The sequence below is a fragment of the Terrabacter sp. 2YAF2 genome, from assembly GCF_052114705.1.
Taxonomy (GTDB): domain Bacteria; phylum Actinomycetota; class Actinomycetes; order Actinomycetales; family Dermatophilaceae; genus Terrabacter.
The window spans coordinates 454248-480906 of sequence record NZ_JBFRFG010000001.1; the positions used below are offsets into that span (position 1 = coordinate 454248).

A 26659-nucleotide genomic window follows, 5' to 3' on the forward strand; every position below is an offset into this window, starting at 1 on the left:
CGTCAGCCTCCTCTCGTGTCGGGGGTGGACTCGGGGTGGCCGGTGCGCAGCTCGTTGCTCGTCATGACGGTGCTTCCGGCGCGCGACTGGTGCTCCGCGACGAGCCGCAGCAGCGCCTCACCTGCCGGTCGGCGGCCGGGCATGATGTCGCACGAGCCTGCCTTGCTCTCCTGGATCTGCACGTTGGGGTCGAGCGCGATGCCGAGCAGGTCGTTGGCGGCGTCGCCGCTCACGACCGCGTTGCCGCCGACACCCCAGTGGTAGGGCAGCCCGATCTGGTGGATCGTGCGGCCCCGGATCACCAGAGGCGTCATGCGCTCGGTCACCATGACGCGTGCCTCGATGGCCGCGCGGGCCGACACGATGGTCGCCCACCCGCCGTTCTCGAGACCCCGCTCGGCCGCCAGCTCCGGCGAGACCTCGCAGAAGAACTCCGGCTGGAGCTCCGAGAGGTAGGGCAGCCACCGGCTCATGCCACCGGCCGTGTGGTGCTCGGTCAGCCGGTAGGTCGTGAAGACGTACGGGTAGACGTCTGCGCCGGGCGCGTCACCCGACGGGCTCCAGAGGTTGTCCTTGCGCGGGAACACTTTGCGCGCAGGGTTCGACTGCTGGGCGTAGAGCGGGTTGCTGACCGGGGACTCCTGCGGCTCGTAGTGGGTCGGCAGCGGCCCGTCGAGCATGCCCTTGGGCGCGAAGAGCCACCCCTTGCCGTCGGCCTGCATGACGAACGGGTCGTCACCGGCAAGACCGGCGGGACCGCCCGTCCCCGGCTCGGGGCGGAAGGAGGGCGCCTTGTCGGGCACGAAGTCGGGCACGTCGTGACCGGTCCACTTCCCGGCCTCGGCGTCCCACCAGATGTAGCGCTTGCGCTCGCTCCACGGGTTGCCCTCGGGGTCGGCCGAGGCGCGGTTGTAGAGGATGCGGCGGTTCGCTGGCCACGCCCAGCCCCAGTCGAGGGCGGTGAGGTCCTGCTCGCGCCCGGGCCTGCGGTCGGCCGCATGGTTCTTGCCGTCGGCGTAGACGCCGGTGTAGATCCAGCAGCCGCCATCGGTGGAGCCGTCGGCCTTCATCTCGGTGTAGGCCGAAAGAGGCTGTCCCGCCTTGTCGCCCGTCAGGTGGCGGCCGTTGATCTCGGCGAGCACCGCCTCGGCGTCGGGGTCGCCGTGCTCGTCCGTGGGGTAGTCCCACGTCAGGTCGAGCAGCGGACGGTCCCGCTCGTCGGTGGAGTCGGCGAGCAGCTCGCGCACCCGGCGACCGAGCTCGTAGAAGAACTGCAGCTCGCTCTGGCAGTCGCCCGGGGGCTCTACCGCCTGGTGGTGCCACTGGAGCATCCGCTGGGTCTGGGTGAACGACCCGCTCTTCTCTGTGTGCGCGGCCGCGGGGAGGAAGAAGACCTCGGTCTCGATGTCCTCGGTCTTGAGCTCGCCCGAGGCGATCTCGGGACCGTCCTTCCAGAACGTGGCGGACTCGATCATGTTGAAGTCGCGCACGACGAGCCACTTGAGGTGGGCCATGGCCTGCCGCTGCATGCGCCCGTGCGCCGAGCCGACGGCGGGGTTCTGGCCGAGCAGGAAGTAGCCCTCGACCTGGCCGTCGAGCATCGCCATCGTCGTCTGGTAGGTGCCGTGCGCCCCGCTGAGCCTCGGCAGGTAGTCGAAGCACCAGTCGTTCTCGGCGGTCGCGGCCTTGCCCCACCACGACTTGAGCAGGCTCACGGCATACGTGTCGGCGTTGGCCCAGAAGCCCTTCTGCTCCTTGTTGCCGATCGCCCCCAGGTAGTCGTCCCACGTGTCGTGCAGGCCCGCGACGGGCATCGCGAGGTAGCCGGGGAGGATGTTGTACAGCGTCGGGATGTCGGTCGAGCCCTGGATGCTGGCGTGCCCGCGCAGCGCCATGATGCCGCCACCCGGGCGGCCCATGTTGCCGAGCAGCAGCTGCACGATGGCGGCGGTGCGGATGAACTGCGCGCCGAGCGTGTGCTGGGTCCAGCCCACGGCATACACGAACGCGGTCGTGCGCTCACGGCCGCTGTTCTCGGTGACCGAGCGCGCGAGGTACTTGAAGTCGTCGACGCTGATGCCGCACGTGTCGGCCACCATCTCCGGGGTGTAGCGGGCGTAGTGCCGCTTGAGGATCTGGAAGACCGTGTTGGGGTCCTGCAACGTCTCGTCACGCAGCACCCGGGCGTGCTCGAGCGCCGGCCCACCGGAGCCGTGCTCGTCACCGGCGGCGCGCTCGGACTTGGTGTGGCCGTGCTCGTGGCCGGCCGCGGGACCGCCGATGGTGCCCGGTGTCTCGTCGTCGTCCCCGTCGGCGCTGGCGTAGGCCCACGTCTCCTGCGAGTAGTTGCCCTTCTCGTCGTCGTAGCCGGAGAAGAGCCCGTCGAGGTCCTCGGTGTCCTGGAACTTGTCGCTGACGATCGTGGCCGCGTTGGTGTACGCGACGACGTACTCCTTGAAGTACAGCTCGTTGTCGAGGATGAACTTGATGAGGGCGCCGAGCAGCACGACATCACTGCCGGCGCGGATCGGGATGTGCTTGTCGGCCGTGGCCGACGTACGCGTGAAGCGCGGGTCGACGTGGATGACCCGGGCACCCTTGAGCCGCGCCTCCGTCACCCACTGGTAGGCGACCGGATGGCACTCGGCCATGTTCGATCCCTGGATGACGATGCAGTCGGCGTTGGACAGGTCCTGCACGTACTGCGTGGCGCCGCCGCGCCCGAACGAGGACCCCAGACTGGGGACCGTGGAGGAGTGTCAAATACGCGCTTGGTTCTCGATCTGGATGGCGCCCGCGGCGGTGAAGAGCTTCTTGATGAGGTAGTTCTCCTCGTTGTCGAGCGTCGCTCCGCCCAACGAGGCGATCCCCATGGTGCGCCGCAGCGGGCGCCCGTGCTCGTCGTGGTCCTGCCAGGTGCGACGTCGCGACTCGACGAACCGCTGCGCGACCATCTCGACGGCCGTCGACAGCTCGATCGGCTCCCAGTCCGTGCCGCCGGGACGGCGGTAGAGCGCCTTGCGCTGGCGGCCCGGGTTGTTGACGAGCTGCTCGCTCGCGGATCCCTTGGGGCACAGACGGCCCCGCGACACCGGCGAGTCCGGGTCGCCCTCGATCTGGACGACGCGGCCGTCCTTGACGAAGACGCGCTGGCCGCAGCCGACGGCGCAGTACGGGCACACGCTCTGGACGACCTTGTCCGCGGTGGCGGTGCGGGGTGCGAGCTCACGCGTGTGGGCTGAGGTCACCGCGGGCCCACGGCCGAGGAAGTCACCGGAACGCACCTGCCGGACGACCGGCCAGGACAAGAAGGTCTTCTTGGGATCCACCGCTGCACCTCTCTGGACTGGGCGACCGCACCATGAGAGCACGACTGTCTGCGAGACGCCACAGAAGCAATACCCATTCCGGCGACGTCGCACACGGGCGCCCTTCACGCGCTGACTAGACTCGACCACAGATGACGAGCGAGCCCGAACCGACCCCTACCCGCGCGCCCGGACACGCGAGGTCCGAGGGCTGATGGCCCTCGGGCCTCACCGAGGTGCCCATCGCGTCGCGATCCGCGCGGGGGTCTCCGTCCTCGTGCCCCTCCTGGCGCTCGTCCTGCTCGGTCACGTGGAGTGGACGGCGTATGCCGCGTTCGGTGCCTTCACGTCGCTGTACGGCCGCAACCACGCCCGACCCGAACGAGCCGGGATGCAGGCCGTGGCCGGCGGGTTCCTCACGCTGGCAGTGACCCTCGGCGTCCTGGTGTCCCTCGCACCTGACTCACGCTGGCTCGTGGTGCCCGTCGGCGCGCTCCTCGCCGCCGGCGGCTCGCTCACGTCCGACGCGTACGGCTGGCACCCACCGGGACCGCTCTTCCTCGTCTTCGGCTTCGCCGTGAGCGCCATGGTGCCCGCGACACCGGCGACGGTGCCCGTGGCCGCAGGCATCGCCGCCCTCAGTGCCCTCTTCTCGATGCTCGTCGCACAGGTCGGCGTCCTGCGGGAGCCGGCGTCGTGGTCACCACCCGTGCTGCCCGTGCCACGATTCCGGGACGCGCTCGCCTCACCCGGCGCCGTGACCCACCTGGTTCGCTACGTCGTGGCGCTCTCGGTCGCGGGCGGCGTCGCCACCGCCCTCAACTGGCAGCACCCGTACTGGGCCATGGTCGCCGCAGTGGTCGTCCTGTCGGGCCCCGACCTGCTGTCCCGGCTGACCCGGGGCGTCCAGCGCGTCGTCGGCACGCTGCTCGGGCTTGGCGTGGCCGCCGTGATCCTGCAGTGGGGGCCCCAGGGCGTCGTCGCGGTGCTGGTCATCGTCGTGCTCCAGGTCCTCACCGAGCTGTTCGTGGGCCGCAACTACGCCGTCGCCCTGCTCTTCATCACCCCGCTGGCCCTGCTCATGGGACAGCTGGCCCACGCCTCGCCGACCGTTCCGCTCCTGCGTGACCGCCTGCTCGAGACCGTGCTCGGCGCCCTCGTGGGAGCCGTCGTCCTGCTCCTCGTCCCGGATCGCCTTCGAGCCGCCACCGCCTGACGACGGTTGGGAGCATCAGCCTGCCGGGCGGCATACTCACGTGGTGACGAAGAACCTCAGCGAGCGCATCCCGCGGGACCCCGATCCCGACGGCCTCTACGAGGTCTTCACCGAGTGGACGACCGAACGCGGCCTGACCCTCTACCCGCACCAGGAGGAGGCGTTCCTCGAGATCCTGAGCGGCAGCAACCTCATCCTGTCGACGCCGACCGGCTCCGGGAAGTCGCTCGTCGCGACCGCCGCGCACCTGACGGCCCTCGCCGACGACCGGGTCAGCTTCTACACCGCGCCGATCAAGGCGCTCGTCTCCGAGAAGTTCTTCGCCCTGTGCGAGCAGTTCGGCGCCGACAACGTCGGCATGATCACCGGCGACGCGTCGGTGAACGCCGACGCCCCGATCATCTGCTGCACGGCCGAGATCCTTGCCAACCTCGCCCTGCGAGAGGGGAGCTCGGCCGACGTGGGCCTCGTCGTCATGGACGAGTTCCACTTCTACTCCGAGCCCGACCGCGGCTGGGCCTGGCAGGTCCCGATCATCGAGCTGCCGCAGGCGCAGTTCGTCCTCATGTCGGCGACCCTCGGTGACGTCACGATGTTCAAGGACGACCTGACGCGGCGCACCGGCCGCTCGACCGCCGTCATCACGGGCACCGAGCGTCCCGTCCCCCTCGAGTTCTCGTATGCCGTGACGCCCCTCCACGAGACCATCGAGGAGCTGCTCGAGAAGGACCGCGCGCCCGTCTACGTCGTCCACTTCACGCAGGCGGCCGCCCTCGAGCGGGCGCAGAGCCTCATGGCCGTCAAGATCACGACCCGTGAGGAGCGCGAGGCGATCGCCGCCCGGATCGGCAGCTTCCGCTTCGGGTCCGGCTTCGGCCGCACGCTCTCGCGCCTCGTCCGGCACGGCATCGGCGTGCACCACGCGGGGATGCTGCCGAAGTACCGCCGCCTCGTCGAGCAGCTCGCGCAGGACGGCCTGCTCAAGGTCATCTGCGGCACCGACACCCTCGGCGTCGGCATCAACGTCCCGATCCGCACCGTCCTGCTGACGGGCCTGACGAAGTTCGACGGGACGAAGCAGCGCACGCTCAAGGCGCGCGAGTTCCACCAGATCGTCGGCCGTGCGGGTCGCGCCGGCTTCGACGCCCGGGGCTGGGTCGTCGCCCAGGCACCCGAGCACGTCATCGACAACCTCCGTGCCGTCGAGAAGGCGGGCGACGACCCCAAGAAGCAGAAGAAGATCCAGCGCAAGAAGGCGCCGGACGGCTTCGTCAACTGGTCCGAGGAGACGTTCGAGCGGCTCATCGTCGCCGAGCCCGAGCCGCTCCAGCCACGCATGCGCGTCTCGCACTCGATGCTCGTCAACATCCTTGCGCGAGAGGGCAACCCGGTGGCCCACGCCGCACGGCTGCTCTCCGACAACCACCACGAGGTCAAGGACCAGCGCCGGCTGCAACGGCACGCGCTCGTGCTGGCCAAGGAGCTGCTCACCTCGGGCGTCGTGGAGCGCCTCGCCACGGTCGAGGAGTCCGGTCGTCGGCACGCCCTGACGATCGACCTGCAGCGCGACTTCGCCCTCAACCAGCCGCTCGCCCCCTTCGCCTTGGCCGTCATGGACACCCTCGACCCGGAGTCCGACTCCTACGCAAGGGATCTCGTGTCGGTCATCGAGGCCATCCTCGAGGACCCCCGCCAGGTGCTCTGGGCCCAGGAGTTCAAGGCCCGCGGCGAGGCCGTCGCCGCCATGAAGCTCGACGGCATCGAGTACGAGGAGCGGATGGAACGGCTCGAGGAGGTCACCTGGCCCAAGCCGCTCGCCGACCTCCTCGAGGTGACGCTGACGGCCTACCGCCAGAGCCACCCGTGGATCTCGCAGGACGCCCTCTCTCCGAAGTCCGTCGTGCGCGAGATGTACGAGCGCGGCATGACGTTCAACGAGTTCGTCTCCTACTACGGCCTGTCCCGGTCGGAGGGGCTCGTGCTGCGCTACCTCACCGACGCGTACCGCGCGCTGCGCCGCACCGTCCCGGAGAGCCACCGCACCGAGGAGCTCGAGGACATCATCGAGTGGCTCGGCGAGCTCGTCCGGCAGACCGACTCGAGCCTGCTCGACGAGTGGGAGGACCTCGTCAACCCCTCGGACGCCGTGGCCCAGCAGGCCGACGTCGCTCCCCCGGCCCGGCCGGTCACCGCCAACGAGCGCGCCTTCACCGTGATGATCCGCAACGCCATGTTCCACCGGGTCGAGCTCGCCTCCCGCGACGAGTGGGAGGCGCTCGGCGAGCTCGAGGCCCGCGTCGCCGAGCTCACCGACCCGCCGCAGAAGGTCGTCATGGACGCCCAGGCGTGGAACGACGCGCTGGGCGCCTACTACGACGACCACGACGCCATCGCGACCGACCAGGGCGCCCGCTCGCCCGCGCTGCTGCAGGTGGAGCGCACGCCGACCGAGTGGCGCCTGCGCCAGGTCGTCGTCGACCCGGAGGACGACAAGGACTGGGGCATCACGGCCGTCGTCGACCTGGCTGCCAGCGACGACGCCGGCGCTGCCGTGCTGACGGTGACCGGCTTCGAGAGGCTGGGTGGCTGAGCGTGGGACTGCGTGAGACGCCCCGCGAGCACGACGGAGTCCTCGTCGAGCCCGAGGGTGGCGGCAACGGCACCGGCGTCCTCGTGCTTTCCGGGTCGAGCGGCCGCGTGGAGCGCGACCGGGCCCGACTGCTGGCCGGGGCCGGCGTGTCCGCCGCCCTGACGTACCGCTGGTTCGGCGGTGACGGCCAGCCGGCCGGCATCTGGGAGTACCCGCTCGAGTCCTTCGCCCCCGCTGTCGCCTTCCTCGCCGAGCGCTGCGACCGGGTCGTGCTCCTCGGCGTCTCCAAGAGCGCCGAGGCCTTCCTGCTGTACGCCGCCGACGACCCGATCGTCGACGCCGTCGTCGCGCTGGCGCCGAGCCACGTGGCGTGGGCGAACGTCGGACCCGGGCCCGACGGTGAGCTGCGCCCGCAGCACTCGTCCTGGTCGCGGAACGGCGAGCCGGTCCCCTTCGTGCCCTACGACGACGACGCCGAGCCGGTCGGCGACCCACCAGCCTTCGCGCCCGTCTACACCCGGAGCCTGCGCACCGCCGCCGACCGGGTCGCGGCCGCGACCATTCCCGTCGAGCGCTTCTTCGGCGACGTACTGCTCGTGGCGGGCGGTGACGACGAACTCTGGCCGTCGGTGACGTTCGCCCAGGCCGTCCAGGCCCGGCGGCGCGCCCTCGACCTGCCGACGACTCTCGTCACGCATCCGGAGGCCGGGCATCGCGTCGTCCTCCCGGGCGAGGCGGTCGCGTCCGGTGGACAGCGAATGGCGCGCGGCGGCACCGAGGCAGCCGATCGCGCCCTCGGCGAGCGGGCCTGGCCGGAGATCCGGCGCGTGCTCGACCTGTCGTAGCCCACGCCGTCGTAGCGCGCCGGAGGAGCATCCTCGGCGGGTATGTTCCCCAGTGGCCTCATCGGGCACCCTCAATCGACAGGATGGCGTTCATGGACTCCACCGACCTCAAGTCCGCGTCACGGCGCGCCGGCGACCACCCTGCACTGGAGACGGCGGCCCGCGTGGGCTACGCCGTCAACGGCGTGCTCCACATCGTCATCGGCGTCATCGCCCTGCAGCTCGCCCTCGGCTCCAAGGGCAAGAGCGCCGACCAGTCGGGAGCCCTGGGCTCGATGGCCGACAACGGGTTCGGCCTGCTCCTGCTGTGGGTCGCCGTCGTCGCGTGGCTGGGTCTGGCGCTGTGGCAGGTCACCGAGGCGATCACGGGTGGGTGGCAGACGAGCGACCGCGTCAAGGCAGCCGCGAAGGCGGTCGTCTACCTCGTCCTGTCGTGGACGGCGTTCAAGTTCGCGAGCGGCCATGGGAGCTCGAGCAAGAGCCAGACCACCGACTTCACGGCGAGCCTCATGAAGCAGCCCGCGGGCCAGTGGCTGGTGGCCGCCGTGGGTCTGGCCGTCGTCGGTGTCGGCGTCTACCACGTCGTCAAGGGGTGGAAGAAGAAGTTCCTCCAGGACCTCGAGTCCCACCCCGGCGAGTGGATCGTCAAGGCTGGTCGCGTCGGCTACATCGCCAAGGGCATCGCCCTCGTCATCGTCGGCGGCCTCTTCGTCCTGGCGGCGGTCCGTCACAACCCGAGCGAGGCCCGCGGCCTCGACGGAGCCCTGCGCAACCTCCTCGGCGCCCCCGGCGGTCCCGTGCTGCTCGGTCTCGTCGCCCTCGGACTCATCGCCTTCGGCGTCTACTGCTTCGGCCGCGCTCGCCACGCCGACGTCTGACGCTCGCCGCACGCGGCTCGCACGCCGACGGCCGGGAACCCCAAGGGTTCCCGGCCGTCGTCGTCGTGAGGGGGCGGCGTCAGCGCGACACGGCCTCGCGGACCGCTCCCGTCACACGGTCGCCGCTCTTCCGGCGCCGCAGGTAGTTCCACGCCAACAGGGCGCACACGATGCCGTTGACCATCCCGACGAGGATGTCGAGGAGGTGGTGCATGCCGCGGTAGAGCCGGGCGTAGCCGACGAGGAGCGGGATGATGACGCAGACCGCTGTGACGAGCCGTCGCAGCCAGGCCGTCTCGATCCGCTGGGCCATCAGCGCGAAGGTCAGGTAGAGCGCCGTCGAGGCGCCCATGTGGCCGCTGGGGTAGCTCGACGTCGGCGGGGCCGGGTCGAGGTGCTGGACCGTGGGACGCGGCCGGTCGGCGATGGCGGTGGCGGCGACGAACACGCTGGCCTGGATCGCGATCGCGATGGCCGGCACGACGGCATACCACCACTGCTTGGTGCGCCACCAGATCAGGGCCACGGCGATCACACACACGCCGATGACGATCTCGGTGTTGCCGATGTGCGACCACACCATCGTCACCGAGTTCATCAGCTCGGTGCGGCCGGCCGCGACCGACTTGCTGAGGTCGTTCTCGGCGGGCAGGCCACCCAACGGGCCCATGATGAGGAAGCCGATGCCGACGATCGCGGCGAAGAGCACGAGCGCCGGCGCCAGCGCGCGTACGGCGAAGTCACGAAGAGCTGACCCGACCGAGGGTCGCGACGAGTCCAGCTCGTAACGGTGCACGAAGGTGTGGTTCACGTGGTGCCTTTCGATGACTCGGGCCCGACCTTGCCCTCCGGCGGAGGGGAGTCGTCCGGGCCGGGGTTCCACCCGAGATAGCCGGCGTAGGAGGCCGTGGCCAGCCCCACCCCGTAGATCAGACCGCCGACGACGTCGGACGGGAAGTGCACGCCGAGCAGGACGCGGTCGAAGCTCGTCACGACGACGTATGCCGTCAGGACGGCCACCAGCACGCGGCGTCCCGTCGTCGACAGCAGGGGCCAGAGGAAGATCGTCATGGTGGTCGCGATGGCGGCCGCGCACGCGACGTGTCCGGACGGGAAGCTGTACCCCGGGGCGTGCGAGACCGGGTCGCTGACCACCGGCCTGGCCCGCTGGACGATCGCCTTGATGTCGAGCTGGAGGTTCCAGGAGACCATCAGCGTGACGAACGCCCAGAGGCAACGAGTGGCGAGCTCACGGTGGCGGCGCCAGACGACGAGGCAGACCGCCGAGGAGACGATGTAGAGCCGCCACGGCTGGGTGAGCTCCTGCCAGAAGAGCAGGAAGGTCTTGAGGCTGGGGTTGGCCCGGGTCAGGTCCGTCGCGGCGACGATGAGGCGCTGATCGAGGTCGATGACGGGCGAGAACTTCTCGCGTACGACGAAGGCGAGCGCCGTCAGGGGGACGGCGAAGACGAGGCCGTAGCCGACGCTCTTGAGCAGGCGGCGGCCCCGACCGGCCGGCCGGGTGCGCCGCCCGGTGAGTTGGTCAACCAACGCGGACCACCAGCGACTCGGGCAGGATCCGGACGCCCAGCGACAGGTGCTCGCCGATGGGGTCGCCGTCGATCTCCGCCTCGACGGGGCGACCGGCAGTGACGGTGAACTCGCGGCCTCGCAGCCGGTCGAGACGACGGTGGCCGGCCCGGTGGCGGGTCACGAGGTCGGAGATGACGGAGAGCCAGCCGAGCGCACCCTTGGGCGCGACCACGACGCCGTCGAGGAAGCCGTCGTCGACCTTCGCGTCAGGCATCAGCTCGAGACCACCCTGGAGCGTGCCGCAGTTGCCGATGACGACGGTGCGCGCGTGCCGGCTCACCGAGCCGCTCGGCTCGTCGTGGTCGCGCTCGTGGTCGCCCTGCTCACCGATGACCCCGGCGCCACCCTTCGCGCTGACGTCGACGCGGAAGCCACGGCTGAAGAGCTGGCGCAGCCCGCTGAGGACGTAGGCGACCCAGCCGACGACGGCCTTGACCTTCTCGTTCGTGCCCGCCATGACCTGGCCGTCGAGGCCGAGACCCGCCATGACGAGGAAGACCTCCTCGTCGTCGTCGACCTGCGATCCGCCGTCGTGGGTGCCGTGGCTGCGGCGCGGCTCGATCGGCCGGTCGGACACTCGCATGAGCCCGACGTCGATGCGCCGGTCGGTGCCGCCGAGCAGCGCGCCGACGGCGTTCTCGAGCGAGTCGACGGGCAGGTCGAGGTTGCGGGCGAGCAGGTTGCCGGTTCCTCCGGGAAGCAGCCCGAGAGCCACGTCCGTGCCGACGAGCGCAGAGGCAACCGCGCGGACGGTACCGTCGCCACCCAGCGAGGCCACGACGTCCGACCCGGCCCGCACCGCTTCACGGCCCTGCTTCTCGCCGGTCTCCTCGGCGGTCGTCTCGATCCACGACGGGTCCTCCCAGCCGTGCTGGGCTGCGGCCTTGGCCACGAGCTCCTTCGCCGCGTCGAGGTCGTCGACCTTGACGGGGTTGTAGACGACGGTGAGGCGGTGGCGAGCGCTGGGGGCGTCGGGCATGTTCGGGATCCTAGGGCTCAGGGCATGGGGCGAGGCGGCCGTCGGACTCGACCAGCCCGTGACATACCCGGACTCCACACCCAGCCGACCACCAGCACACCCCCAGTCCACGCCCAGCCGCGGGAGGCGGCACAGCGGTAGCCTCCGGACGTGTCCACCATTCGCCGGCGCCTGGCCGTCGCCCTGCTCGTCGGGGTCCTCGCCGGTCTCGTCGTGCCCTTGGGCCCCGCCGGCGAGACCCTCACCCACGTGCTCACCGGGTTCGTGGCCGGCGGCCTCGCCTTCGCCGTGCCGTTGCTCGTGCACGTCCTCGGACATGACGCCCCCTCCACGCGAGCCCGGGTGCAGGGGCGTGACGGCGACGCTGCGTGGTACGACGTCGTCGTCATCGTCGTCGGCCTGGCCAGCTTGGCAGGCGTGGGCGTCCTTCTCATCGGCGGTCAGTCGAAGGGCGTAGCCCCCGTCATCGACGCCCTCATCGGCGTGGGCGCGGTCGCGGTCGGCTGGCTGTGCGTCCACACCGTCTACGTCCTGCGCTACGCCCGCGTCTACTACGCGAGCCCGACGCCGCCCATCGACTTCAACCAGGACGAGGACCCGACCTTCTCGGACTTCGCCTACTTCTCCTTCAACCTCGGTATGGCCTACCAGGTCTCGGACACCGACCTCAAGACCTCCGACATCCGGCGCGTGGTGCTCGGGCACACACTCCTCGCCTACCTCTACGGCACGATCGTCATCGCGTCGACGATCAACCTCGTTGCCGGCCTCGGCGGCTCAAGCACGGGGGGTTAGTCGACCACCGGGCTGCTCACGGGCGTCGCCGTCGCCGTCATGGCGTCTCCGCTACACCGCAGCCGACTCGAGGGTGGCACGGGCGGCATCGCCGTCGGTGCCCGGTGGCAGGACCGTGAGGACCAGCCGCTGGTAGTTGCTCAGCGACAGCATGATGTGGTCCGGGTAGCGGCTGTGCTCGAACCAACCGAGGTGGGTGATGCCCAGGGGCGTGTGAACCCTGCTGGGTGCGTCGTCCCATGGGCCGCGCTCGTAGCCGATCCGGGCGATCCGCGCATGCACGCGCTCCTGAACGGCGACGTCCAGCAGCGGCACCTCGATCCCGAGGTCGGTCGTTCGCGGCCACCACACGCCGTCGGATGCATCGACCCCCAGATGCCGCGACAGGGCGAGGCGACTGGGAGGCCCGGTCGCAGGTGCCGTCGGATCGGTGGCGGACGGTACGGCCACGGGAGGGGAAGTGGCGTCGGGCGTCGGCACGGGCATGGCGTTCACAGCGGCTCCTCGGGAGCGGTGGTGTGACGGGTGGACCGCGGCTCGCTCGTCACTTCCCGCCGTCGAGGCCGACACCGCGCAAGGATCGGACCCTCTGCCGTCTGCCGACGCTGATGACCCCGGTCGGGCCATCACGTCTCCCTTTCAGGCTACGCCCGGTCGGCCGACAGGAGCAGGCGCCACGGTGCCCAAAAGCGAGACGTCAGCCTTCGCCCCCCTCGTCCGGGTCGTCGTCGTCGTCGTGACGTTCCGTCTCGTAGCTCTCCACGAGATCCCACGCCCGCTCGTCGCGGCCCACGGTGTCATCGTCGTCGCGATCGTTCATGGCCTGTCCGAGAGCCCATTCCGGAGGTGGGGGCCGGGCGGGATCCGGCTCTGACGTCGCGGACATGTCCCTCACCCTCCAGGCGATGGCGCGGGCGGCAGCCCGCGCCACCATTGTCTCACCGCGCGAACCGGCGCCACAGGTCCTCGGCCCCCACCACCGGGACACGTCAGGCGTAGGCTGCGGACTCAGGGTTGACGCACGGTGCGCCGGCAGATCGGAGTCCGCGATGTCAGGCGATGCGCGGTTCGAGCCGCCACCCGGTTTGCAGCTCGTGGCGCTCAGGTCGGCCGTGCATGCGGCGCGCTGCGACGTGGACGCCCTGAGGTCCGGAAAAGTGGATCCGGCCCTGCTGGTGGCCGCTCGCGCCGTGCTGCTCGACGCGCTGGAGAGCCTTGCGGCCGAGCTGGTCAGACGACGGCTACCCACGCCTCCGGCGCTCCGTGACGACCTGCGTCTCCAGCGGGGCATCCACGGCGCTCGCCGCCTCAGGTAGCAGCCAGCCGCGCCTTCTCGTCCTTGACCCACAGACTGAGCAGGCCGCCGAAGTGCGCGAGGAACCGGTCGCGCTCGTGCGCCGGGTAGGTCGTGACGACGGTCGAGCGCAGCAGGCTGTCGAACGCGTCGGACTGCACCCACTCGAGGACCGCGGCGTCGAGGTGCGGGAGGTACCGGTCGCACCAGGCCCAGTAGGCGTCGGTGTCGAAGTACTCGTCGGCGATCGCGAGGTAGGCGTCGAGCTTCTGCTCGTCGGTGAGGTCGTCACGGTCTGCGATGTCGAAGTAGCGGCGCATCTCGAGGTCCATCGGCCCCTTGCGCCCGGTGACGAGGCAGAAGGTCGACCAGCGCACGAGGGCCTTGATGGCCCAGGGGAAGTAGTAGTGCAGCGACGTGACGGCGACGTCGGGACAGGCGTTGGCGTAGTCGATGGGATAGACGTCGTCGCCCTTGACGAGCATCTCGCACGAGTTGAACTCCCAGCCGAACATCGCGTTGACGATGCGGCTGATGGCGGCGGTCTGCTTGCCCGCGGAGGGCTGCAGGAAGTCGTAGCTCACGGCATACCGGTTGTGCATCGGCTGCTCGGGACGGAAGTCCATGACCATCGTCTCGGGCCCGATCGACAGGGCGCGCGCGAAGTGGTCGTACTCGATGGTCGACTGGAGGTGCATGAGCATCTCGCCGGACTCGTCGTAGGCCTTGATGAGGTCGGTCTCGTCGTTGATCCGCGAGACACCGCGCCAGCCGCCGCCGTCGAAGGGCTTCATGTACATCGGGTAGCCGAGCCGGTTGGCGATCGCCTTGAGGTCGAACGGCCGGTTGTACTTCGCCGACGTGTAGGCCCAGCGGACGTTGTCGACAGGGTGCTTGTAGGGCACGAGCCAGGTCTCGGGGACCTTGAGCCCCAGACGCATGAGCGCGACGTAGGCGCTGTGCTTCTCCATCGACTGGAAGGTGAAGGGGCTGTTGAGCAGGTAGGTGTCGTTCATCAGCGCGGCCTTCTTGAGCCACTCGCGCGGGTGGTAGTACCAGTAGGCGAGGCGGTCGATGACGAGCTCGGTGCGCACCGGTTGTCGCAGGTCGAACGGCTCGATGGTGAGGCGCTCGCTCGTCAGCTCGTGGGTGACGCCGTCGTCGGTCGTGATCGGCCCGACGAGCGCGAGCAGCGACTCGAACGCGGTGGGCCAGTCCTCCTCGGCCCCGAGCAGCAGCCCGATGAGGTGTGTCCTGGTCGTCGATGTGGTCGACGGGATGGACTGGTCCTGCCGTGCGGTGTCGGTCATCGTGCTGCTCCTACCGTCGGGGGCGGGTCATCGACTGCGATCCTTGCAGGAACGGCGACATCTGTCGCTGGTCAGTCGTGGTGTGCTCGGGCGAGCAGGTCGGGCAGGTGGGGATGGAAGGCGGCCTTCCACGAGCGCCAGTCGTGCCTCCCCGGCACCTCCGCGAACGTCACGTCGTGACCACTCGCCGCGAGCGTCTGCGCCATCTGCCGGTTGTTCCTCAGATTGCCCTCGTCGGCCCCGCACGTCATGACGATGCGCGCGTCGGTGCGACGACGACGCGCCCGTCGTACGTGGGTGACGAACGTGGTGACACGGTCCCAGAACTCGAAGTCCTCCTCGTCGTCGACGCGCTTGCGGAAGAACGACCCGGACTGGAGGAAGAGTCCCCCGAACGTGCCCGGGTGGCGCCACTCGGCCTGCAGCGCGGCCAAGCCGCCGAGGCTCGCGCCCATGACGGTGGGCCGTCCCGCGGTGGCGTATGCCGTCTGCAGCACCGGGAGCACGTGCTGGGTCAGCGCTTCGGCGTGGTCGGGGTTGGCGGCATACCGTTCGTTGCGTGGACCCGGCTCGAGCAGGGCGACGCGGGTGGGCGGGATGCGTCCGGCGTCGGCCGCCGCCCGCAGGGTCGACGACAGGTGGGCCCGCCGTGAGTACTCCGGGCCGTCGAGGGCCACGAGCAGCGGCAGCGGGTCCGACCGCCGGGTGCCGACGGGCGTGACGACGGTCAGGTCGACGTCGCCGACGGGCGTGCCGGTGACGATGAGCCTCGTTCGCGCCATGCCATGACCCTATGCATGGGACCTCGGCACGGGCCACCGCCACCGCCTCGCGATCCAGACCTTGCGACGGATGCGTTTGTGCCCGAACCACATTCGCTGTCCACAGAGCGATCGGAAGCATTGACGTCGAGTCGAACAGGTGTTCTACTTGTGGTAGTCGCCGATCGAGAGGGGGGCCTCGTGCCGTACGTCGCATCCTCCCGCGCGGGCCTACTCGGGGTCGAGGACGACCAGGTCCGGAGCGCTGCCATGGCGGACGTGCAGGGCAGTCTCACGGCGATCGGTGAGCGGGCGTTGCGGACCATCGAGGCACTGGAGGCGGAGAAGGCGCGGGTCGAGGCCCGACTGCTCGCGGCCTACGGCGCGCTGCACACGATCGAGTCCCAGCAGGTCCAGACGCTGGCGCTGACGCTTGGGTCCCTGCACGTGTCTGCTGACCGGGTCGTGACCGAGGAGATCGCCCTGGCCACGGGGGTCGGCATGGGCGAGGTGGCCCGGCGACTGTCGCTCGCCACGTCGCTCCGACGGCACCGGACGATCCTCGCCGCGCTCCGGTCCGGCGCGACGACACTGCACCGCGCCCTGCAGGTCGCGTCCGAGACGACGGCTCTGTCCGACGCCGACGTGGCGGCCGTCGAGGAGGCCGTGCTCGCGCCCTGCCGGGACGGACGGGCCCTGCCACAGCGGACGTTCGTGACCCGGCTGCGGCGTGCGATCGCCTCCGTCGACGGCCGCGGGTCGGACGAGCGACGGGCCCACGCGCGGTCGCGGAGGGGCGTGTTCGGCCGCCTCACCGGTGACGGCATGGGCTGCCTCACCCTCGTCGCCGACGCCGATGCGATCGCTGCGGTCATGGACCGGCTCGACGGGGAGGCCCGCGCGGCACGAGGTGCGGGCGATCCCCGTACTCTCGACCAGCTGCGCTGCGACCTCGCCACCGAAGCGCTGCTCCGGAGCCACCTCGAGGCGCCGCAGCCGGTGACCGGGACCGGCTCCAACACCACGTCGAGCACCGCACCAGCTGCCGCATCGCATGCCGGCGGGCCAGCCACCTCGGACTCTCCGGACCGGCCCGTCCCGGGCGACCCCGTGAGGGGTCAGCCGGCCGGCATGGTCTGGCTCATCGTGCCCTTCGAGGTCGCGATCGGGTCGTCCGACGCCGCCTGCGAGCTGCCCGGCCACGGTTGGGTCACGGCCGCCCACGCCCGCGAGATCATGACGCGCCCCGGGTCGGCCTGGCGCAGCCTCCCCGTCGACCTGCGCACCGGCGAGGCCCTGTCCCGGCCCACGCGCTCTTACCGCCCGACCGCGGCGATGGTCGAGCACGTGCAGTCGGTCGACGGCCGGTGTCGCGGGCCGGGCTGCGAGGTGGTCGCGACCCGCTGCGACCTCGACCACGAGACACCGTGGCCGAGCGGTGAGACGTCGGTCGACAACCTCTACTCGAAGCATCGGCCGCATCACAATCTCAAGACCGACAACGTGTGGACCTCAGCGCCCGTTGCCGAGGGCGGGCTCGAGTGGACCACCCTCACCGGCCGCACCTACGTCACCTATCCCAAGGACTGGCGGGAGGGAATCGCCCCGCCTGCGCCTGATGCGCCGCCAGACCCCCCGCCGGCTGACATGCCACCGCCTCCATTCTGAGACGTAGTCTGAGCCGACTGCTGCTGCGCCACGAGGAGCCGACGATGGATCCACGACCTCCCCTCCCGCCCTTCACCGAGGAGACGGCACGCCAGAAGGTGCAGGCGGCCGAGGACGCGTGGAACACCCGCGACGCGGAGCGCGTCGCGGGGGCGTACACGGAGGACACCTCGTGGCGCAACCGCGGCGAGCACGTCCTCGGCCGGGCGGCCGTGGTCGAGTTCCTGACCCGCAAGTGGGAGCGTGAGCTCGACTACCGCCTGCGGAAGAACCTGTGGGCCTTCTCCGGCAACCGCATCGCCGTCTGTTTCCAGTACGAGTCGCGTGACGCCGACGGGCAGTGGTGGCGGTCCTACGGCAACGAGCAGTGGGAGTTCGACGACCTCGGCTACATGCGCCGCCGCGAGGCGAGCATCAACGACGTGCCCATCGACGAGTCCGAGCTGCGCATCACTCCCGGCGAGGGCGAGCTGCCCGTCTTCTGACCATCGCTTCTGAGTTGCCCATCCCCGTGCGTTCCACGGACGTTGTCCACACCCCCCAGTAACGGCGGGGGCCCATCCACCGGGTCCCGCCGCGGTCACGGTGACACGTCGACCGAGTGACAGCATGGGGCCACGAACCGAGGAGGATGCATGGGCAAGGCACGTCGCAGGCAGCGACAGGGGGCGCGACGCAGCTCTGGTGACCCGTGGGCCGGGTCCGCATTCGGTCCGGCCGCGTCCCGCGGTCCTGCCTTCGGCAGGTCGGCGTCCGGCACCAGCACGACCGACGCGGAGCCGTCTGCCGCCGAGGTGCGCGGCGTGCTCTTCGAGCTGCTCGGCGAGGCGTCCGACGCGCTCGACCGGGCGGACGAGCACGGCCTCGACGTCGTGGCGGCCTCGGTGGCCGCCCTGTGCTCCGCGCCGACCACTCAGCGGACGGTCGTGATGGCTCTGGTCGACTCGCTGACGACGGCGACCACGCACGCCTGGCAGCTCGGCTGGCAGCCTGCCGACCTCCACCGACTCGTCGGCCGACGGCTCGGCGCCCCGGATCAGCAGGTCGTCGTCGACGTCATGAGCCACGAGCTGGCGCAGTACGCAGCCGCAACGGTCGACCGCCGGTGGTTTGCCCAGCTGCGCGAGCTGGACGACCGGCCGCCCGCGCCGCGGTCCAGCACGTGGATCGACGCCCGGCGAGCAGGTGGCACCGACTGGTTCACTCTCGTGTCACAGATCGTCAGCCTGCTGCACCTCCTCGCCCGCCTGCCCGCCCTCGAGCGCCTGACCTCCCTTCCGGGTGAGGCCCTGCCCGGTGAGGCGGCGCCGGGCCAGCAGGAGCCCCGCGACGCCGCCTCGCCGGCTGCCGATGAGCGCATCCTCAGCCGCGTCCGCATGCTCCTCGCCAAGGCGGAGTCGACGACGTTCGAGGCCGAAGCTGCCACCTTCACTGCCGGCGCGCAGTCGCTCATGGCACGCCACAGCATCGACGCGGCACTGCTCGACCGGGACGCAGACCGCCCCGACCGGAACGGCCCTCAGGGCAGACGCATCGGCATCGACAACCCTTACGAGGGCCCCAAGGCCGTGCTGCTGCAGGCCGTGGCCTCGGCCAACCGGTGCCGCATGGTCTGGTCACGTGAGCTGGGCTTCGGCACCGTCGTCGGCTTCGAGCCCGACCTCGACGCGGTCGAGCTGCTCTTCACCTCACTGCTCGTGCAGGCGACCCGCACGCTCGCCGCCGCGGGTTCACGCAGCACCCTCCACGGTGGCAGCCGCACCCGGTCCTTCCGGCAGTCCTTCCTCTCCGCCTTCGCGGACCGCATCGGTGAGCGGCTGCACGAGGCCACAGCGCATGAGGAAGAGGCCGCGGTGGCCGCTCACACCGGTGGACGCGAGCTCGTGCCACTCCTGGCCGCCCGGGCGGAACGGGTCGACGAGACCCTGGGCTCCTGGTTCCCCGAGGTGCGCCAGGCCAGGATCAGTGCGGCGCGCGACGCCGAGGGCTGGCACTCCGGTCGGTCGGCGGCGGACCGGGCCGAGCTCGGCGCAGCGCGCGGCTTGGAGGGGAGCTAGCGTTTCGGCTTCTTCACCTTGGGCGGCAAGGTCGCGACGTGGTCGCGAGCACGGTCGAGCCACGCGGACTGCGTCTCGTCGTCGAGCTCCGCGGGCAGTGACAGGTAGCCACCCATCGGTCGCCCCTCCGGCCCGAAGGGCCCACTGCCCGGCAGCGCCCGCAGCTCCTCGAGCCCGGCCTCGTCGAGCTTGACCCCGACGTTCGGACCGAAGAGGCCGGCGAACATGTTGCCGTTGACGAAGGCGCCCAGGCTGCCGAACATGGGCTTGACCTCGACCCCCGGAGCGTCCTTCACGAGGGACCGGAAGTGGGCCTTGGCCTCATCGGAGTGCTTGGGCATCTGCATGGCCCCATGACACCACCACGCGCCACCCCACGGGGTCGGTTCAGTGCCGTCCGGTGTCGCGGACCACCGCCAGGAAGACCGCAGCGACGAGCGCCGTGACGCCGCAGATCGCCCAGACGACGAGGTAGCCGGACAGGGACGCGTGAGCCGTCGCCTCGGCGTCGACCGTTCCGGAGGATGAGAGCGCGATCGCGAAGACGCTCGAGGCGAACGCTCCGCCGATCGTCTTGGTGGTGTTGGTCAGGCCGGTCGTCAGGCCGGTGTGCGTCGGCGGCGCCTGGGCGGCCGCAGCCGTCGGCAGACCCGCCACCAGCGCGCCCGAGCCCAGACCGGCGACGACCATGTTCGTCATGGTCTGCGCGAGAGTGTCGTGGAACGGCAGGAAGAGCAGGTAGCCCACCGCGACGAGCACCGCCGCCACGACCATCGCCACGCGCGTGCCGGTGCGGTGCGCCAGGAGGTGGAGCAGGAGCGCGCCCACCGCGAGCGACAGCACGTAGCCACCGATGATGATCGAGACCTTGCCCGCCGAGGCGCCGAGACCGTAGCCCGTGACGGCCGGGTCGGTGCGGGCGAAGGTCGACAGCGGGATCTGCGCGCCCAGGACCGAGACCCCGAAGAGGAAGGCCGTCAGCTGCACGGGCCACTGCCCGCGCGCGCCCAGGACGCGCAGGTCGACGAGCGGTTCCGGGTGAGCCAGCTCAACGAGCGCGAACGGCACGAACGCCGCACCCCCGCCAACGAGCAGCACCCACGGCCACACACTGCCCGGGCCGACGACCCGCAGGAGGACGAGTCCACCCATCACGAGGGCGAGAGCGAGGGTCACGAGCCAGAAACCGCGCCAGTCGACCGATCCGTGGGCCAGCACGGGCGACTCCTCGACGCCGAACCAGATCGCGACGAGGGCCAGCGTCACGACGACGGCCGGGAGCGCGAGCAGCGCTGTCATGCCGAGGGACTCGGCCAGTGCGCCACTCGTCAGGGCTCCGGCGATGACACCGAGCTCGAGACCCGCGACCAGCAGTCCGGCCGCGCCGCGCACGCGACTCTCCGCTCCCCCGGTGCGGCGGTGGATGATCGCCACCTCCATCGGCAGCCACACGACGTAGAAGCCCTGGACTGCCCAGGCGACGAGGAACACGCCGAAGCTCGGCGCGAACGCGACCCCCCACGAGGCGAGCGCCGTGACGACGGTCGACAGCAGGAGCACGCGTCGGTGGCCGATGAGGTCGCCGAGTCGAGCGAGCAGCGGCACCACGAGTGCCGACACGATGAGCTGTGCGGCCTCGAACCAGTTGACGTCGGCATCCTTGATCGACAGGTGCCGTGCGATGTCGGTGAAGATCGGGGTGTAGTAGCCCTGCAGCACCCCGCTCGCGAGCTCGACGCAGATGAGGAAGCCGACGACCCTGGCGATCGGGCTGCGGGCAACGGCCCGGGCGGCATCCGTGACCGCCGTGCTGTCTGACATGCGGGTCCTGTTCTCGCTCAGAGCTGTTCGATGAGACGTCGGTACCACGCGACGCCGTCGCGGAGGTCGTCGATGCCGATGCGCTCATCGGCCCCGTGGATCGAGGCACGCTGCGCGGCGGTCATCCGGAACGGGGTGAATCGGTAGACCCGCGGCCACACACGGTGGAAGTGGCGCGAGTCGGTCGCCGCGAGCATGACGTACGGCACCGCGACCGTGCCCGGGAAGACGTCCCTCAGCGTCGACTCGAGGAGGGCGTATGCCGCGTCGTCCGTCGGCGACACCGGGCTCGGTTCGTTTCCGCTGACCACCACCACCTCGACGTGAGGGTCCTTGATGGTGCTTCTGATTCGCGCGACCGCGCCGTCCACGGTCTCTCCGACCATGACGCGCATGTTGACGTGGGCGCGTGCCGTCGCGGCGATGACGTTCGCCCCCGGCGAGCCCGAGAGCTGGGTGACGGCGACGGTCGTCCGTGCCATGGCGGCGGTCTCGTGGCCGAGCTGCGGCAGGACCCGGGAGAGGACGGGGCGCAGGCGTCGCGCGTGACGGAACGCCACGGCATACGGCATACGCGCGTGGGAGCCGGCGCGCTCGAGCATGTCGAGGGTGGCGTCGGGCAGGTGGCTCGGGAACGGCTTCCTCTCCAGGCGCAGGATCGCGCGTGCGAGCCGGCTCGTCGGGCCCATCCGGCGCGGCGCGGAGGCGTGACCGCCGTCGCCGCGAGCGATGAGCTCGACGTCGACGGTCCCCTTCTCGGACACCCCGACGACGGCCATCGGCGCGTCGACACCGGGCAGGGCCCCCTGCACGATGGCGCCGCCCTCGTCGAGGACGAACCACGGCTCGACCCCTCGCTCTCGCAGGACCGCCACGGCATCCTGGGCGGCCCGGCCCGACACCTCCTCGTTGCAGCCGAACGACAGCCACACGTCCCGTCCGGGCGTGACGCCGTCCTCGATGAGGTCCTCGACGGCCTGGCACGTCGCCACGAGCGAGCCCTTGCAGTCGAGCGCCCCACGGCCCCAGACGTGCCCGTCGGCAAGGTCGCCCGCGAAGGGTGGGTGCGTCCAGGCGGACGCCTCGCCGACGGGCACGACGTCGAGGTGCGCCATGAGCACGACCGGCGCCTCACGCGTACGACCCGGCCAGCGCACGAGCAGCGCGTCCCCGCCGATGCGCTCCACCTCGCAGGCCGCGTGCAGACGCGGGAAGCGCTCACGCAGCTCGGCGAGGAGCGCCTCGAAGGCCGACCGGTCCTCCCGCGCCGGGTCCCAGTCGGAGACGGTCGGGATGCGGATCAGCGCCCTCAGCGCGTCGACGGCAGCGTCGTGCCCCTTCATGAGCCGGAGCGTATGCCACCCTGCCCACCAGGACCATGGACGCGACCGGCGCCCGCTCCACCCGCGAGCGCGTCACGGGTGGAGCGGGGTCAGCCCGAGGCCTCTGGATCAGGCGGACGGCGCCGCCGTGGCAGCCGCCGAGCCGTGCTCCAGCGCCTCGACGACGGCTCCGCAGAAGTCGGGCAGGTCGTCGGGGTTGCGGCTCGTGATGAGGTTGCCGTCGACGACGAGCGACTCGTCGACCCACTCACCGCCGGCGTTGCGGATGTCGGTCTGCAGGCTCGGCCACGACGCGAGGCGACGGCCCTTGACGACATCGGCCTCGATGAGCGTCCAGGGTGCGTGACAGATCGCGGCGACCGGGCGACCGGACGCGACGAAGTCGCGCACGAGCGCCACGGCGTCGGCCTGCATCCGCAGGCTGTCCGGGTTCGCCACGCCGCCGGGCAGCACCAGGGCGTCGAAGTCCTCGACCTTGGCGTCGGCCACGGTCATGTCGACCGGCTTGGTGTCGCCCTTGTCGAGGTGGTTGAACATCTGGACCTCCCCGGCCTCGGGGCTGACGACGACAGCCTCGTGCCCGGCGTCGGTGACGGCCTTCCAGGGCTCCGTCAGTTCGACCTGCTCGATGCCCTCGCTCGCGACGAGAAATGCGACTCGCTTGGCCACGTGGCCCTCCTCTGCTCGCCCCGGACGGGGCGCTCGGTGTGCTTCGGTGTCTCAGGTGGCGTCCGGCGCCACCTTCGGCTCCTACCCGCACCGCGTGCCCTTGTCACCTGTGGCTCACCGGACGCCGCTCATTCCGACGACCTCGACGAGGTCCGTCCACACCCTGTCCACAACTGTGGACAGACCTTGGACACTCGAGAAGCCGGGAATGGGTACGAGCCGTTCGTGACGAACTTCGGATACACCCTGATGACCGAGCAGAGCGGCCCCAAGGACCTCGTCCGGTGGGCCCTGCGCGCCGAGCAGGCGGGCTTCGACTTCGAGGTCTCGAGCGACCACTACTCGCCGTGGCTGACCGAGCAGGGCCATGCCCCGTATGCGTGGTCGGTGCTGGGCGCCGTCGCGCAGGTCACCGAGCGGGTCGAGCTCATGACCTACGTGACGTGCCCGACGATGCGCTACCACCCGGCTGTCATCGCCCAGAAGGCCGCGACGATGCAGCTGCTCGCCGACGGCCGCTTCACCCTCGGGCTCGGCAGCGGCGAGAGCCTCAACGAGCACGTCGTCGGCGAGGGCTGGCCGGGCGTCGTGACGCGGCAGGACATGCTCGTCGAGGCCATCGAGATCATCCGCAAGCTGCACTCCGGCGAGCTCGTCACGCACCACGGCGACTACTTCGACGTCGACTCCGCCCGGGTCTGGGACCTGCCCGACATCCTCGTGCCCGTGGCTGTCGCGGTGAGCGGGGACATGTCGATCGAGCGGCTCGCCCCGCTGGCCGACCACATGATCGCCGTCCAGCCGGAGGCCGAGCTCGTCGACACCTGGAACCGGACCGAGGGCGCCGAGCGCATCGGCGCCGGGGCTCGCGCCATCGGTCAGATCCCGATCTGCTGGGACCCCGACGAGGAGGCCGCCGTCGCCCGCGCCCACGAGCAGTTCCGCTGGTTCGGCGGCGGCTGGGCCGTCAATGCCGACCTGCCGACGCCGGCGGGCTTCGCCGGGGCGACGCAGTTCGTGCGCCCGGAGGACGTGGCCGAGTCGATCCCGTGCGGACCGGACCTGGACCGGATCGTCGAGGCGGTGAGCGCCTACTGGGAGGCCGGCTTCACCGACATCGCCCTCGTGCAGGTCGGTGGGGACGCCCAGGAGCGCTTCCTCGACGAGGCCGCCGAGCCGCTCCTGCAGAAGCTGCGTGCCGCCGCCGGCTGACGGGTCAGGCCGCCTGCCGGTCCGCGCGCTCGAGGGAGAGACGCTCGCGGCGCTTGGTGATGTCGGCGCACTCGAGGCAGACCTCCTCGGGGACGAGGCCGAGTCGGATCAGGCCGGAGAAGAGGACGCAGCCGACGCAGATCCCGAAGACGGACTCGAGTGCCGGGAAGATCACCATGACCACGCCGATGGCGACGACGCCGACGATCGCACCGGACGCCCCGGTCAGGAGGGCGAAGGCCCAGAGGGCGGTCGCGGCGACCGTCATGACGGCGCCGATGGTCGCCGCGAACCGCTTGGGCGGGCCGGCAGTCGGCCGCTTGTCCGCGGAGACGGCGGGTCGGATCCACCGCTGCACGAACCGGGCGATCGGGCTGGCCGAGGGTCCGAGCGCGGCCCGCAACGTGAAGTCGACGGCGAGGACGGCATAGAGCCACCAGGCCGACGAGACCAGGGCGACGACGCCGATGACGAGGACGACGGCGGCGATGAGCCGGACGGTCACGTCGTCGACCACGGCGGGGAAGCGCGAGGAACTCATCCCAGCATTATTGACTGCATAAGGCATGCTTATGCAAGTCGTTCATCATCCGGACCCGGCATACGCTGACGCCATGGCCCTACACATCGGTGCGCACGTCGACCAGGAGGACCCGATCGCCGAGGCGACGGCGCGCGGAGCGTCGCTCTCGCAGATCTTCCTCGGCGACCCCCAGAGCTACAAGGGCCCGGTCATCCGGTATGCCGGTGGCGCCGAGGCGCTCAAGGCCGACGCCGAGGCGGCGGGTGTCGACCTCTACGTCCACGCGCCCTACCCGATCAACGTGGCGAGCCTCAACAACCGCATCCGCATCCCCGGCCGCAAGCTGCTCCAGCAGCACCTGACGGCGGCCGGTGAGATCGGCGCCAAGGGCGTCATCGTCCACGGGGGCCACCTCGGGGCCGACGAGGACGCGTCGAAGGGCTTCGACAACTGGCGCAAGTGCATCGACGGCCTCGACCTGCCCGTGCCGCTGCTCATCGAGAACACCGCGGGCGGCGACAACGCCATGGCGCGTCGGCTCGAGGCCATCGCCCGGCTCTGGGACGCCATCGGCCAGGCGTCCGGCAGCGACAACGTCGGCTTCTGCCTCGACACGTGCCACGCGCACGCCGGCGGCAACGACCTCGGCACGGTCGTCGACGAGGTGCGCGCCATCACCGGGCGCATCGACCTCGTGCACGCCAACGACTCCCGTGACGAGTTCGATTCCGGCGCCGACCGGCACACGAACTTCGGCTCCGGCCTCATCGCCGGCGAGGCGCTGGCCGAGGTCATCCGCGCGGCGGGAGCGCCCGTCGTCTGTGAGACACCCGGCGGCCTCGTGGGCCAGACGGCCGACATCGCGTGGCTGCGGTCGCAGGTCGACTGAGCCCGTCGGCTGCCGACCTCCGGTCAGGAATTCTTGACCAACCCTTGACCCGCCGCGCCCTCCGGGGCCCGTAGGTTACTCATGGGTTGCGTTGGGGTCGTCGACGATGCCGGTCCCGCGCACCCCCTCGCGAGCGCCACGTCCCCCCACCTCCTCCTCGGTGGCGGGCCGCGGCGCTCGTGCGTCGGCCATCCGGTCGGCGAGGAGCGCCGCGACGCGCAGCTGCTCGGCGGTCGGCCGCACGACGTGCGTCGAGGCCGTCACCCGGAAGTGGCCGATGACCTCGGTGCCCCGACGGACGACGACGGCCGCGTAGCCGTCGGTGGGCAGGCCCACCCGCTCCACCCGGATCTGCCGGCCGCCTGTCGTGACCCGACCGTCTGCGTCGACGACGGCGTCGTTCCACCGGGGGTGGCCGGGTTCCCACGTGCACCGGTCGGCGCCGAGAACCGTCGTGATCGCGGTGGCGATGGCAGCGGCCCGGGCCTCCTCCGTCGTGTCGGCAGGGAGGTCGAGCAGGTGCGTGAGGCCCGAGATGTAGCCCTCCCGCCGTTGGGCAGCCGCCTGCTGCCGCCGCCCCCAGAGCGCGATCTCCGTCACGGCGAGCCCCACGACCACGAGGGCGACGGCGAGCTCCAGGTCGGCCTGGCGGTGGATCGAGAGCGAGTAGAACGGCTCGGTGAGGAAGAAGTCGAAGCTGCCGGCGGCAGCGAGGGCCGCGAGGACCCCTGCGATGCGGTCGCCCGTGGCGGCGGCAGCGACGACCGGCAGCACGAGCACCATCGCCGCAGTGCTCGGGTCCATCGTGTCGCGGAGGAGCCCGAGGACCGCGCCCACGACGATCGGCAGGAGCACGGCGCCCCACCGCATCAGCGTGCGGTGGTCAGCCAGCCAGTCGTTGGTCATGA

Annotated in this window: 25 protein-coding genes; 11 read left to right on the plus strand and 14 right to left on the minus strand. The window is 70.9% G+C overall.

Translation table 11 applies throughout. From position 1 onward, the window contains the following. Positions 1 to 2: 2 nt before the first annotated feature. A complete protein-coding gene (gene fdh, locus AB4030_RS02065) occupies positions 3 to 3329 on the minus strand; it encodes a formate dehydrogenase (protein ID WP_442277507.1) in 3327 nt (1108 codons plus the stop codon). A gap of 193 nt (positions 3330 to 3522) precedes the next feature. Between fdh and AB4030_RS02070 the strand changes: the two genes are divergently transcribed. From AB4030_RS02070 to AB4030_RS02085, 4 genes are all read left to right on the plus strand, one after another. Beyond that, positions 3523 to 4524 carry an FUSC family protein gene (locus tag AB4030_RS02070; RefSeq protein ID WP_442277508.1) on the plus strand — a complete coding sequence of 334 codons (1002 nt, stop codon included), beginning with the start codon at positions 3523 to 3525 and terminating at the stop codon, positions 4522 to 4524. Positions 4525 to 4564: 40 nt separating this feature from the next. Next, entirely contained in the window at positions 4565 to 7114 is a 2550-nt protein-coding gene (locus AB4030_RS02075) for a DEAD/DEAH box helicase (RefSeq protein WP_442277509.1), read from the plus strand. A 2-nt stretch (positions 7115 to 7116) separates the two neighbouring features. Then, entirely contained in the window at positions 7117 to 7959 is an 843-nt protein-coding gene (locus AB4030_RS02080; protein ID WP_442277510.1) for an acyl-CoA thioester hydrolase/BAAT C-terminal domain-containing protein, read from the plus strand. Between the two features lie 92 nt (positions 7960 to 8051). Further along, complete coding sequence (locus tag AB4030_RS02085; protein WP_442277511.1) at positions 8052 to 8837, plus strand: DUF1206 domain-containing protein; 786 nt, start codon at positions 8052 to 8054, stop codon at positions 8835 to 8837. 79 nt (positions 8838 to 8916) lie between these two features. On the opposite strand, the gene AB4030_RS02090 is transcribed toward AB4030_RS02085, so the two are convergent. Genes AB4030_RS02090 through AB4030_RS02100 form a run of 3 tightly spaced genes read right to left on the minus strand, consistent with a single transcriptional unit; the run spans position 8917 to position 11409 of the window. Beyond that, complete coding sequence (locus tag AB4030_RS02090; RefSeq protein ID WP_442277512.1) at positions 8917 to 9648, minus strand: phosphatase PAP2 family protein; 732 nt, start codon at positions 9646 to 9648, stop codon at positions 8917 to 8919. Continuing rightward, entirely contained in the window at positions 9645 to 10388 is a 744-nt protein-coding gene (locus AB4030_RS02095) for a phosphatase PAP2 family protein (protein WP_442277513.1), read from the minus strand. Before AB4030_RS02095 ends, AB4030_RS02090 begins: the two co-directional genes overlap by 4 nt. Next, a complete protein-coding gene (locus AB4030_RS02100) occupies positions 10381 to 11409 on the minus strand; it encodes a diacylglycerol/lipid kinase family protein (RefSeq protein WP_442277514.1) in 1029 nt (342 codons plus the stop codon). Before AB4030_RS02100 ends, AB4030_RS02095 begins: the two co-directional genes overlap by 8 nt. Before the next feature lie 150 nt (positions 11410 to 11559). Here AB4030_RS02100 and AB4030_RS02105 point away from each other — a divergent pair, with 150 nt between their 5' ends. Further along, on the plus strand, positions 11560 to 12204 hold the full coding sequence (locus AB4030_RS02105; protein WP_442277515.1) for a DUF1345 domain-containing protein: 645 nt from the start codon (positions 11560 to 11562) through the stop codon (positions 12202 to 12204). Positions 12205 to 12255: 51 nt separating this feature from the next. On the opposite strand, the gene AB4030_RS02110 is transcribed toward AB4030_RS02105, so the two are convergent. Both AB4030_RS02110 and AB4030_RS02115 read right to left on the minus strand, forming a co-directional pair. Continuing rightward, on the minus strand, positions 12256 to 12831 hold the full coding sequence (locus tag AB4030_RS02110) for a DUF5994 family protein (RefSeq protein ID WP_442277516.1): 576 nt from the start codon (positions 12829 to 12831) through the stop codon (positions 12256 to 12258). 70 nt (positions 12832 to 12901) lie between these two features. Then, positions 12902 to 13024: a hypothetical protein gene (locus AB4030_RS02115; RefSeq protein WP_442277517.1), complete on the minus strand. Its 123-nt coding sequence runs from the start codon at positions 13022 to 13024 to the stop codon at positions 12902 to 12904. Positions 13025 to 13361: 337 nt separating this feature from the next. On the opposite strand from AB4030_RS02115, the gene AB4030_RS02120 reads away from it, so the two are divergent. Next, complete coding sequence (locus AB4030_RS02120; protein ID WP_442277518.1) at positions 13362 to 13520, plus strand: hypothetical protein; 159 nt, start codon at positions 13362 to 13364, stop codon at positions 13518 to 13520. Here AB4030_RS02120 and AB4030_RS02125 read toward each other — a convergent pair. Further along, a complete protein-coding gene (locus AB4030_RS02125; protein ID WP_442277519.1) occupies positions 13513 to 14808 on the minus strand; it encodes an ATP-grasp domain-containing protein in 1296 nt (431 codons plus the stop codon). The genes AB4030_RS02120 and AB4030_RS02125 overlap by 8 nt on opposite strands. 71 nt (positions 14809 to 14879) lie before the next feature. After that, the gene (locus tag AB4030_RS02130; RefSeq protein ID WP_442277520.1) at positions 14880 to 15590 is read right to left on the minus strand and encodes an alpha/beta hydrolase; all 711 of its coding nucleotides are present in this window, start codon (positions 15588 to 15590) and stop codon (positions 14880 to 14882) included. Between the two features lie 180 nt (positions 15591 to 15770). On the opposite strand from AB4030_RS02130, the gene AB4030_RS02135 reads away from it, so the two are divergent. The 3 genes from AB4030_RS02135 to AB4030_RS02145 all read left to right on the plus strand — a co-directional run bounded on the left by AB4030_RS02135 (position 15771) and on the right by AB4030_RS02145 (position 19294). Then, a complete protein-coding gene (locus AB4030_RS02135; RefSeq protein ID WP_442277521.1) occupies positions 15771 to 17237 on the plus strand; it encodes an HNH endonuclease signature motif containing protein in 1467 nt (488 codons plus the stop codon). Positions 17238 to 17281: 44 nt separating this feature from the next. Beyond that, positions 17282 to 17722 carry a DUF1348 family protein gene (locus AB4030_RS02140; protein ID WP_442277522.1) on the plus strand — a complete coding sequence of 147 codons (441 nt, stop codon included), beginning with the start codon at positions 17282 to 17284 and terminating at the stop codon, positions 17720 to 17722. Between the two features lie 150 nt (positions 17723 to 17872). Further along, positions 17873 to 19294 carry a DUF2786 domain-containing protein gene (locus AB4030_RS02145; protein WP_442277523.1) on the plus strand — a complete coding sequence of 474 codons (1422 nt, stop codon included), beginning with the start codon at positions 17873 to 17875 and terminating at the stop codon, positions 19292 to 19294. Here the strand turns inward: AB4030_RS02145 and AB4030_RS02150 are convergent. From AB4030_RS02150 to AB4030_RS02165, 4 genes are all read right to left on the minus strand, one after another. Then, the gene (locus AB4030_RS02150) at positions 19291 to 19641 is read right to left on the minus strand and encodes a TfoX/Sxy family protein (protein ID WP_442277524.1); all 351 of its coding nucleotides are present in this window, start codon (positions 19639 to 19641) and stop codon (positions 19291 to 19293) included. The genes AB4030_RS02145 and AB4030_RS02150 overlap by 4 nt on opposite strands. Positions 19642 to 19681: 40 nt before the next feature. Further along, positions 19682 to 21115, minus strand: a complete 1434-nt coding sequence (locus AB4030_RS02155; RefSeq protein ID WP_442277525.1) for an MFS transporter — start codon at positions 21113 to 21115, stop codon at positions 19682 to 19684. 17 nt (positions 21116 to 21132) lie between these two features. After that, the gene (locus AB4030_RS02160) at positions 21133 to 22458 is read right to left on the minus strand and encodes a M20/M25/M40 family metallo-hydrolase (protein WP_442277526.1); all 1326 of its coding nucleotides are present in this window, start codon (positions 22456 to 22458) and stop codon (positions 21133 to 21135) included. 108 nt (positions 22459 to 22566) lie between these two features. Further along, positions 22567 to 23127, minus strand: a complete 561-nt coding sequence (locus tag AB4030_RS02165; RefSeq protein WP_442277527.1) for a type 1 glutamine amidotransferase domain-containing protein — start codon at positions 23125 to 23127, stop codon at positions 22567 to 22569. Between the two features lie 225 nt (positions 23128 to 23352). Between AB4030_RS02165 and AB4030_RS02170 the strand changes: the two genes are divergently transcribed. Further along, on the plus strand, positions 23353 to 24339 hold the full coding sequence (locus AB4030_RS02170) for an LLM class F420-dependent oxidoreductase (RefSeq protein WP_442277528.1): 987 nt from the start codon (positions 23353 to 23355) through the stop codon (positions 24337 to 24339). A gap of 4 nt (positions 24340 to 24343) precedes the next feature. On the opposite strand, the gene AB4030_RS02175 is transcribed toward AB4030_RS02170, so the two are convergent. After that, positions 24344 to 24880, minus strand: a complete 537-nt coding sequence (locus tag AB4030_RS02175) for a DUF4395 domain-containing protein (protein ID WP_442277529.1) — start codon at positions 24878 to 24880, stop codon at positions 24344 to 24346. 73 nt (positions 24881 to 24953) lie between these two features. On the opposite strand from AB4030_RS02175, the gene AB4030_RS02180 reads away from it, so the two are divergent. Further along, positions 24954 to 25751, plus strand: a complete 798-nt coding sequence (locus tag AB4030_RS02180; RefSeq protein ID WP_442277530.1) for a deoxyribonuclease IV — start codon at positions 24954 to 24956, stop codon at positions 25749 to 25751. A gap of 75 nt (positions 25752 to 25826) precedes the next feature. On the opposite strand, the gene AB4030_RS02185 is transcribed toward AB4030_RS02180, so the two are convergent. Then, positions 25827 to 26657, minus strand: coding sequence for a DUF4118 domain-containing protein (locus AB4030_RS02185; protein WP_442277531.1), 831 nt, complete (start codon positions 26655 to 26657; stop codon positions 25827 to 25829). Positions 26658 to 26659: the final 2 nt, after the last annotated feature.

Bases quoted from the DNA above. Each gene is read 5' to 3' on its own strand.
- AB4030_RS02070 (WP_442277508.1), top strand. From the start codon at position 3,523: ATGGCCCTCGGGCCTCACCGAGGTGCCCATCGCGTCGCGATCCGCGCG.
- AB4030_RS02085 (WP_442277511.1), top strand. From the start codon at position 8,052: ATGGACTCCACCGACCTCAAGTCCGCGTCACGGCGCGCCGGCGACCAC.
- AB4030_RS02100 (WP_442277514.1), bottom strand. From the start codon at position 11,409: ATGCCCGACGCCCCCAGCGCTCGCCACCGCCTCACCGTCGTCTACAAC.
- AB4030_RS02110 (WP_442277516.1), bottom strand. From the start codon at position 12,831: ATGGCCCGACCGGGGTCATCAGCGTCGGCAGACGGCAGAGGGTCCGAT.
- AB4030_RS02115 (WP_442277517.1), bottom strand. From the start codon at position 13,024: ATGAACGATCGCGACGACGATGACACCGTGGGCCGCGACGAGCGGGCG.
- AB4030_RS02125 (WP_442277519.1), bottom strand. From the start codon at position 14,808: ATGACCGACACCGCACGGCAGGACCAGTCCATCCCGTCGACCACATCG.
- AB4030_RS02130 (WP_442277520.1), bottom strand. From the start codon at position 15,590: ATGGCGCGAACGAGGCTCATCGTCACCGGCACGCCCGTCGGCGACGTC.
- AB4030_RS02140 (WP_442277522.1), top strand. From the start codon at position 17,282: ATGGATCCACGACCTCCCCTCCCGCCCTTCACCGAGGAGACGGCACGC.
- AB4030_RS02145 (WP_442277523.1), top strand. From the start codon at position 17,873: ATGGGCAAGGCACGTCGCAGGCAGCGACAGGGGGCGCGACGCAGCTCT.
- AB4030_RS02150 (WP_442277524.1), bottom strand. From the start codon at position 19,641: ATGCAGATGCCCAAGCACTCCGATGAGGCCAAGGCCCACTTCCGGTCC.
- AB4030_RS02155 (WP_442277525.1), bottom strand. From the start codon at position 21,115: ATGTCAGACAGCACGGCGGTCACGGATGCCGCCCGGGCCGTTGCCCGC.
- AB4030_RS02160 (WP_442277526.1), bottom strand. From the start codon at position 22,458: ATGAAGGGGCACGACGCTGCCGTCGACGCGCTGAGGGCGCTGATCCGC.
- AB4030_RS02175 (WP_442277529.1), bottom strand. From the start codon at position 24,880: ATGAGTTCCTCGCGCTTCCCCGCCGTGGTCGACGACGTGACCGTCCGG.
- AB4030_RS02180 (WP_442277530.1), top strand. From the start codon at position 24,954: ATGGCCCTACACATCGGTGCGCACGTCGACCAGGAGGACCCGATCGCC.
- AB4030_RS02185 (WP_442277531.1), bottom strand. From the start codon at position 26,657: ATGACCAACGACTGGCTGGCTGACCACCGCACGCTGATGCGGTGGGGC.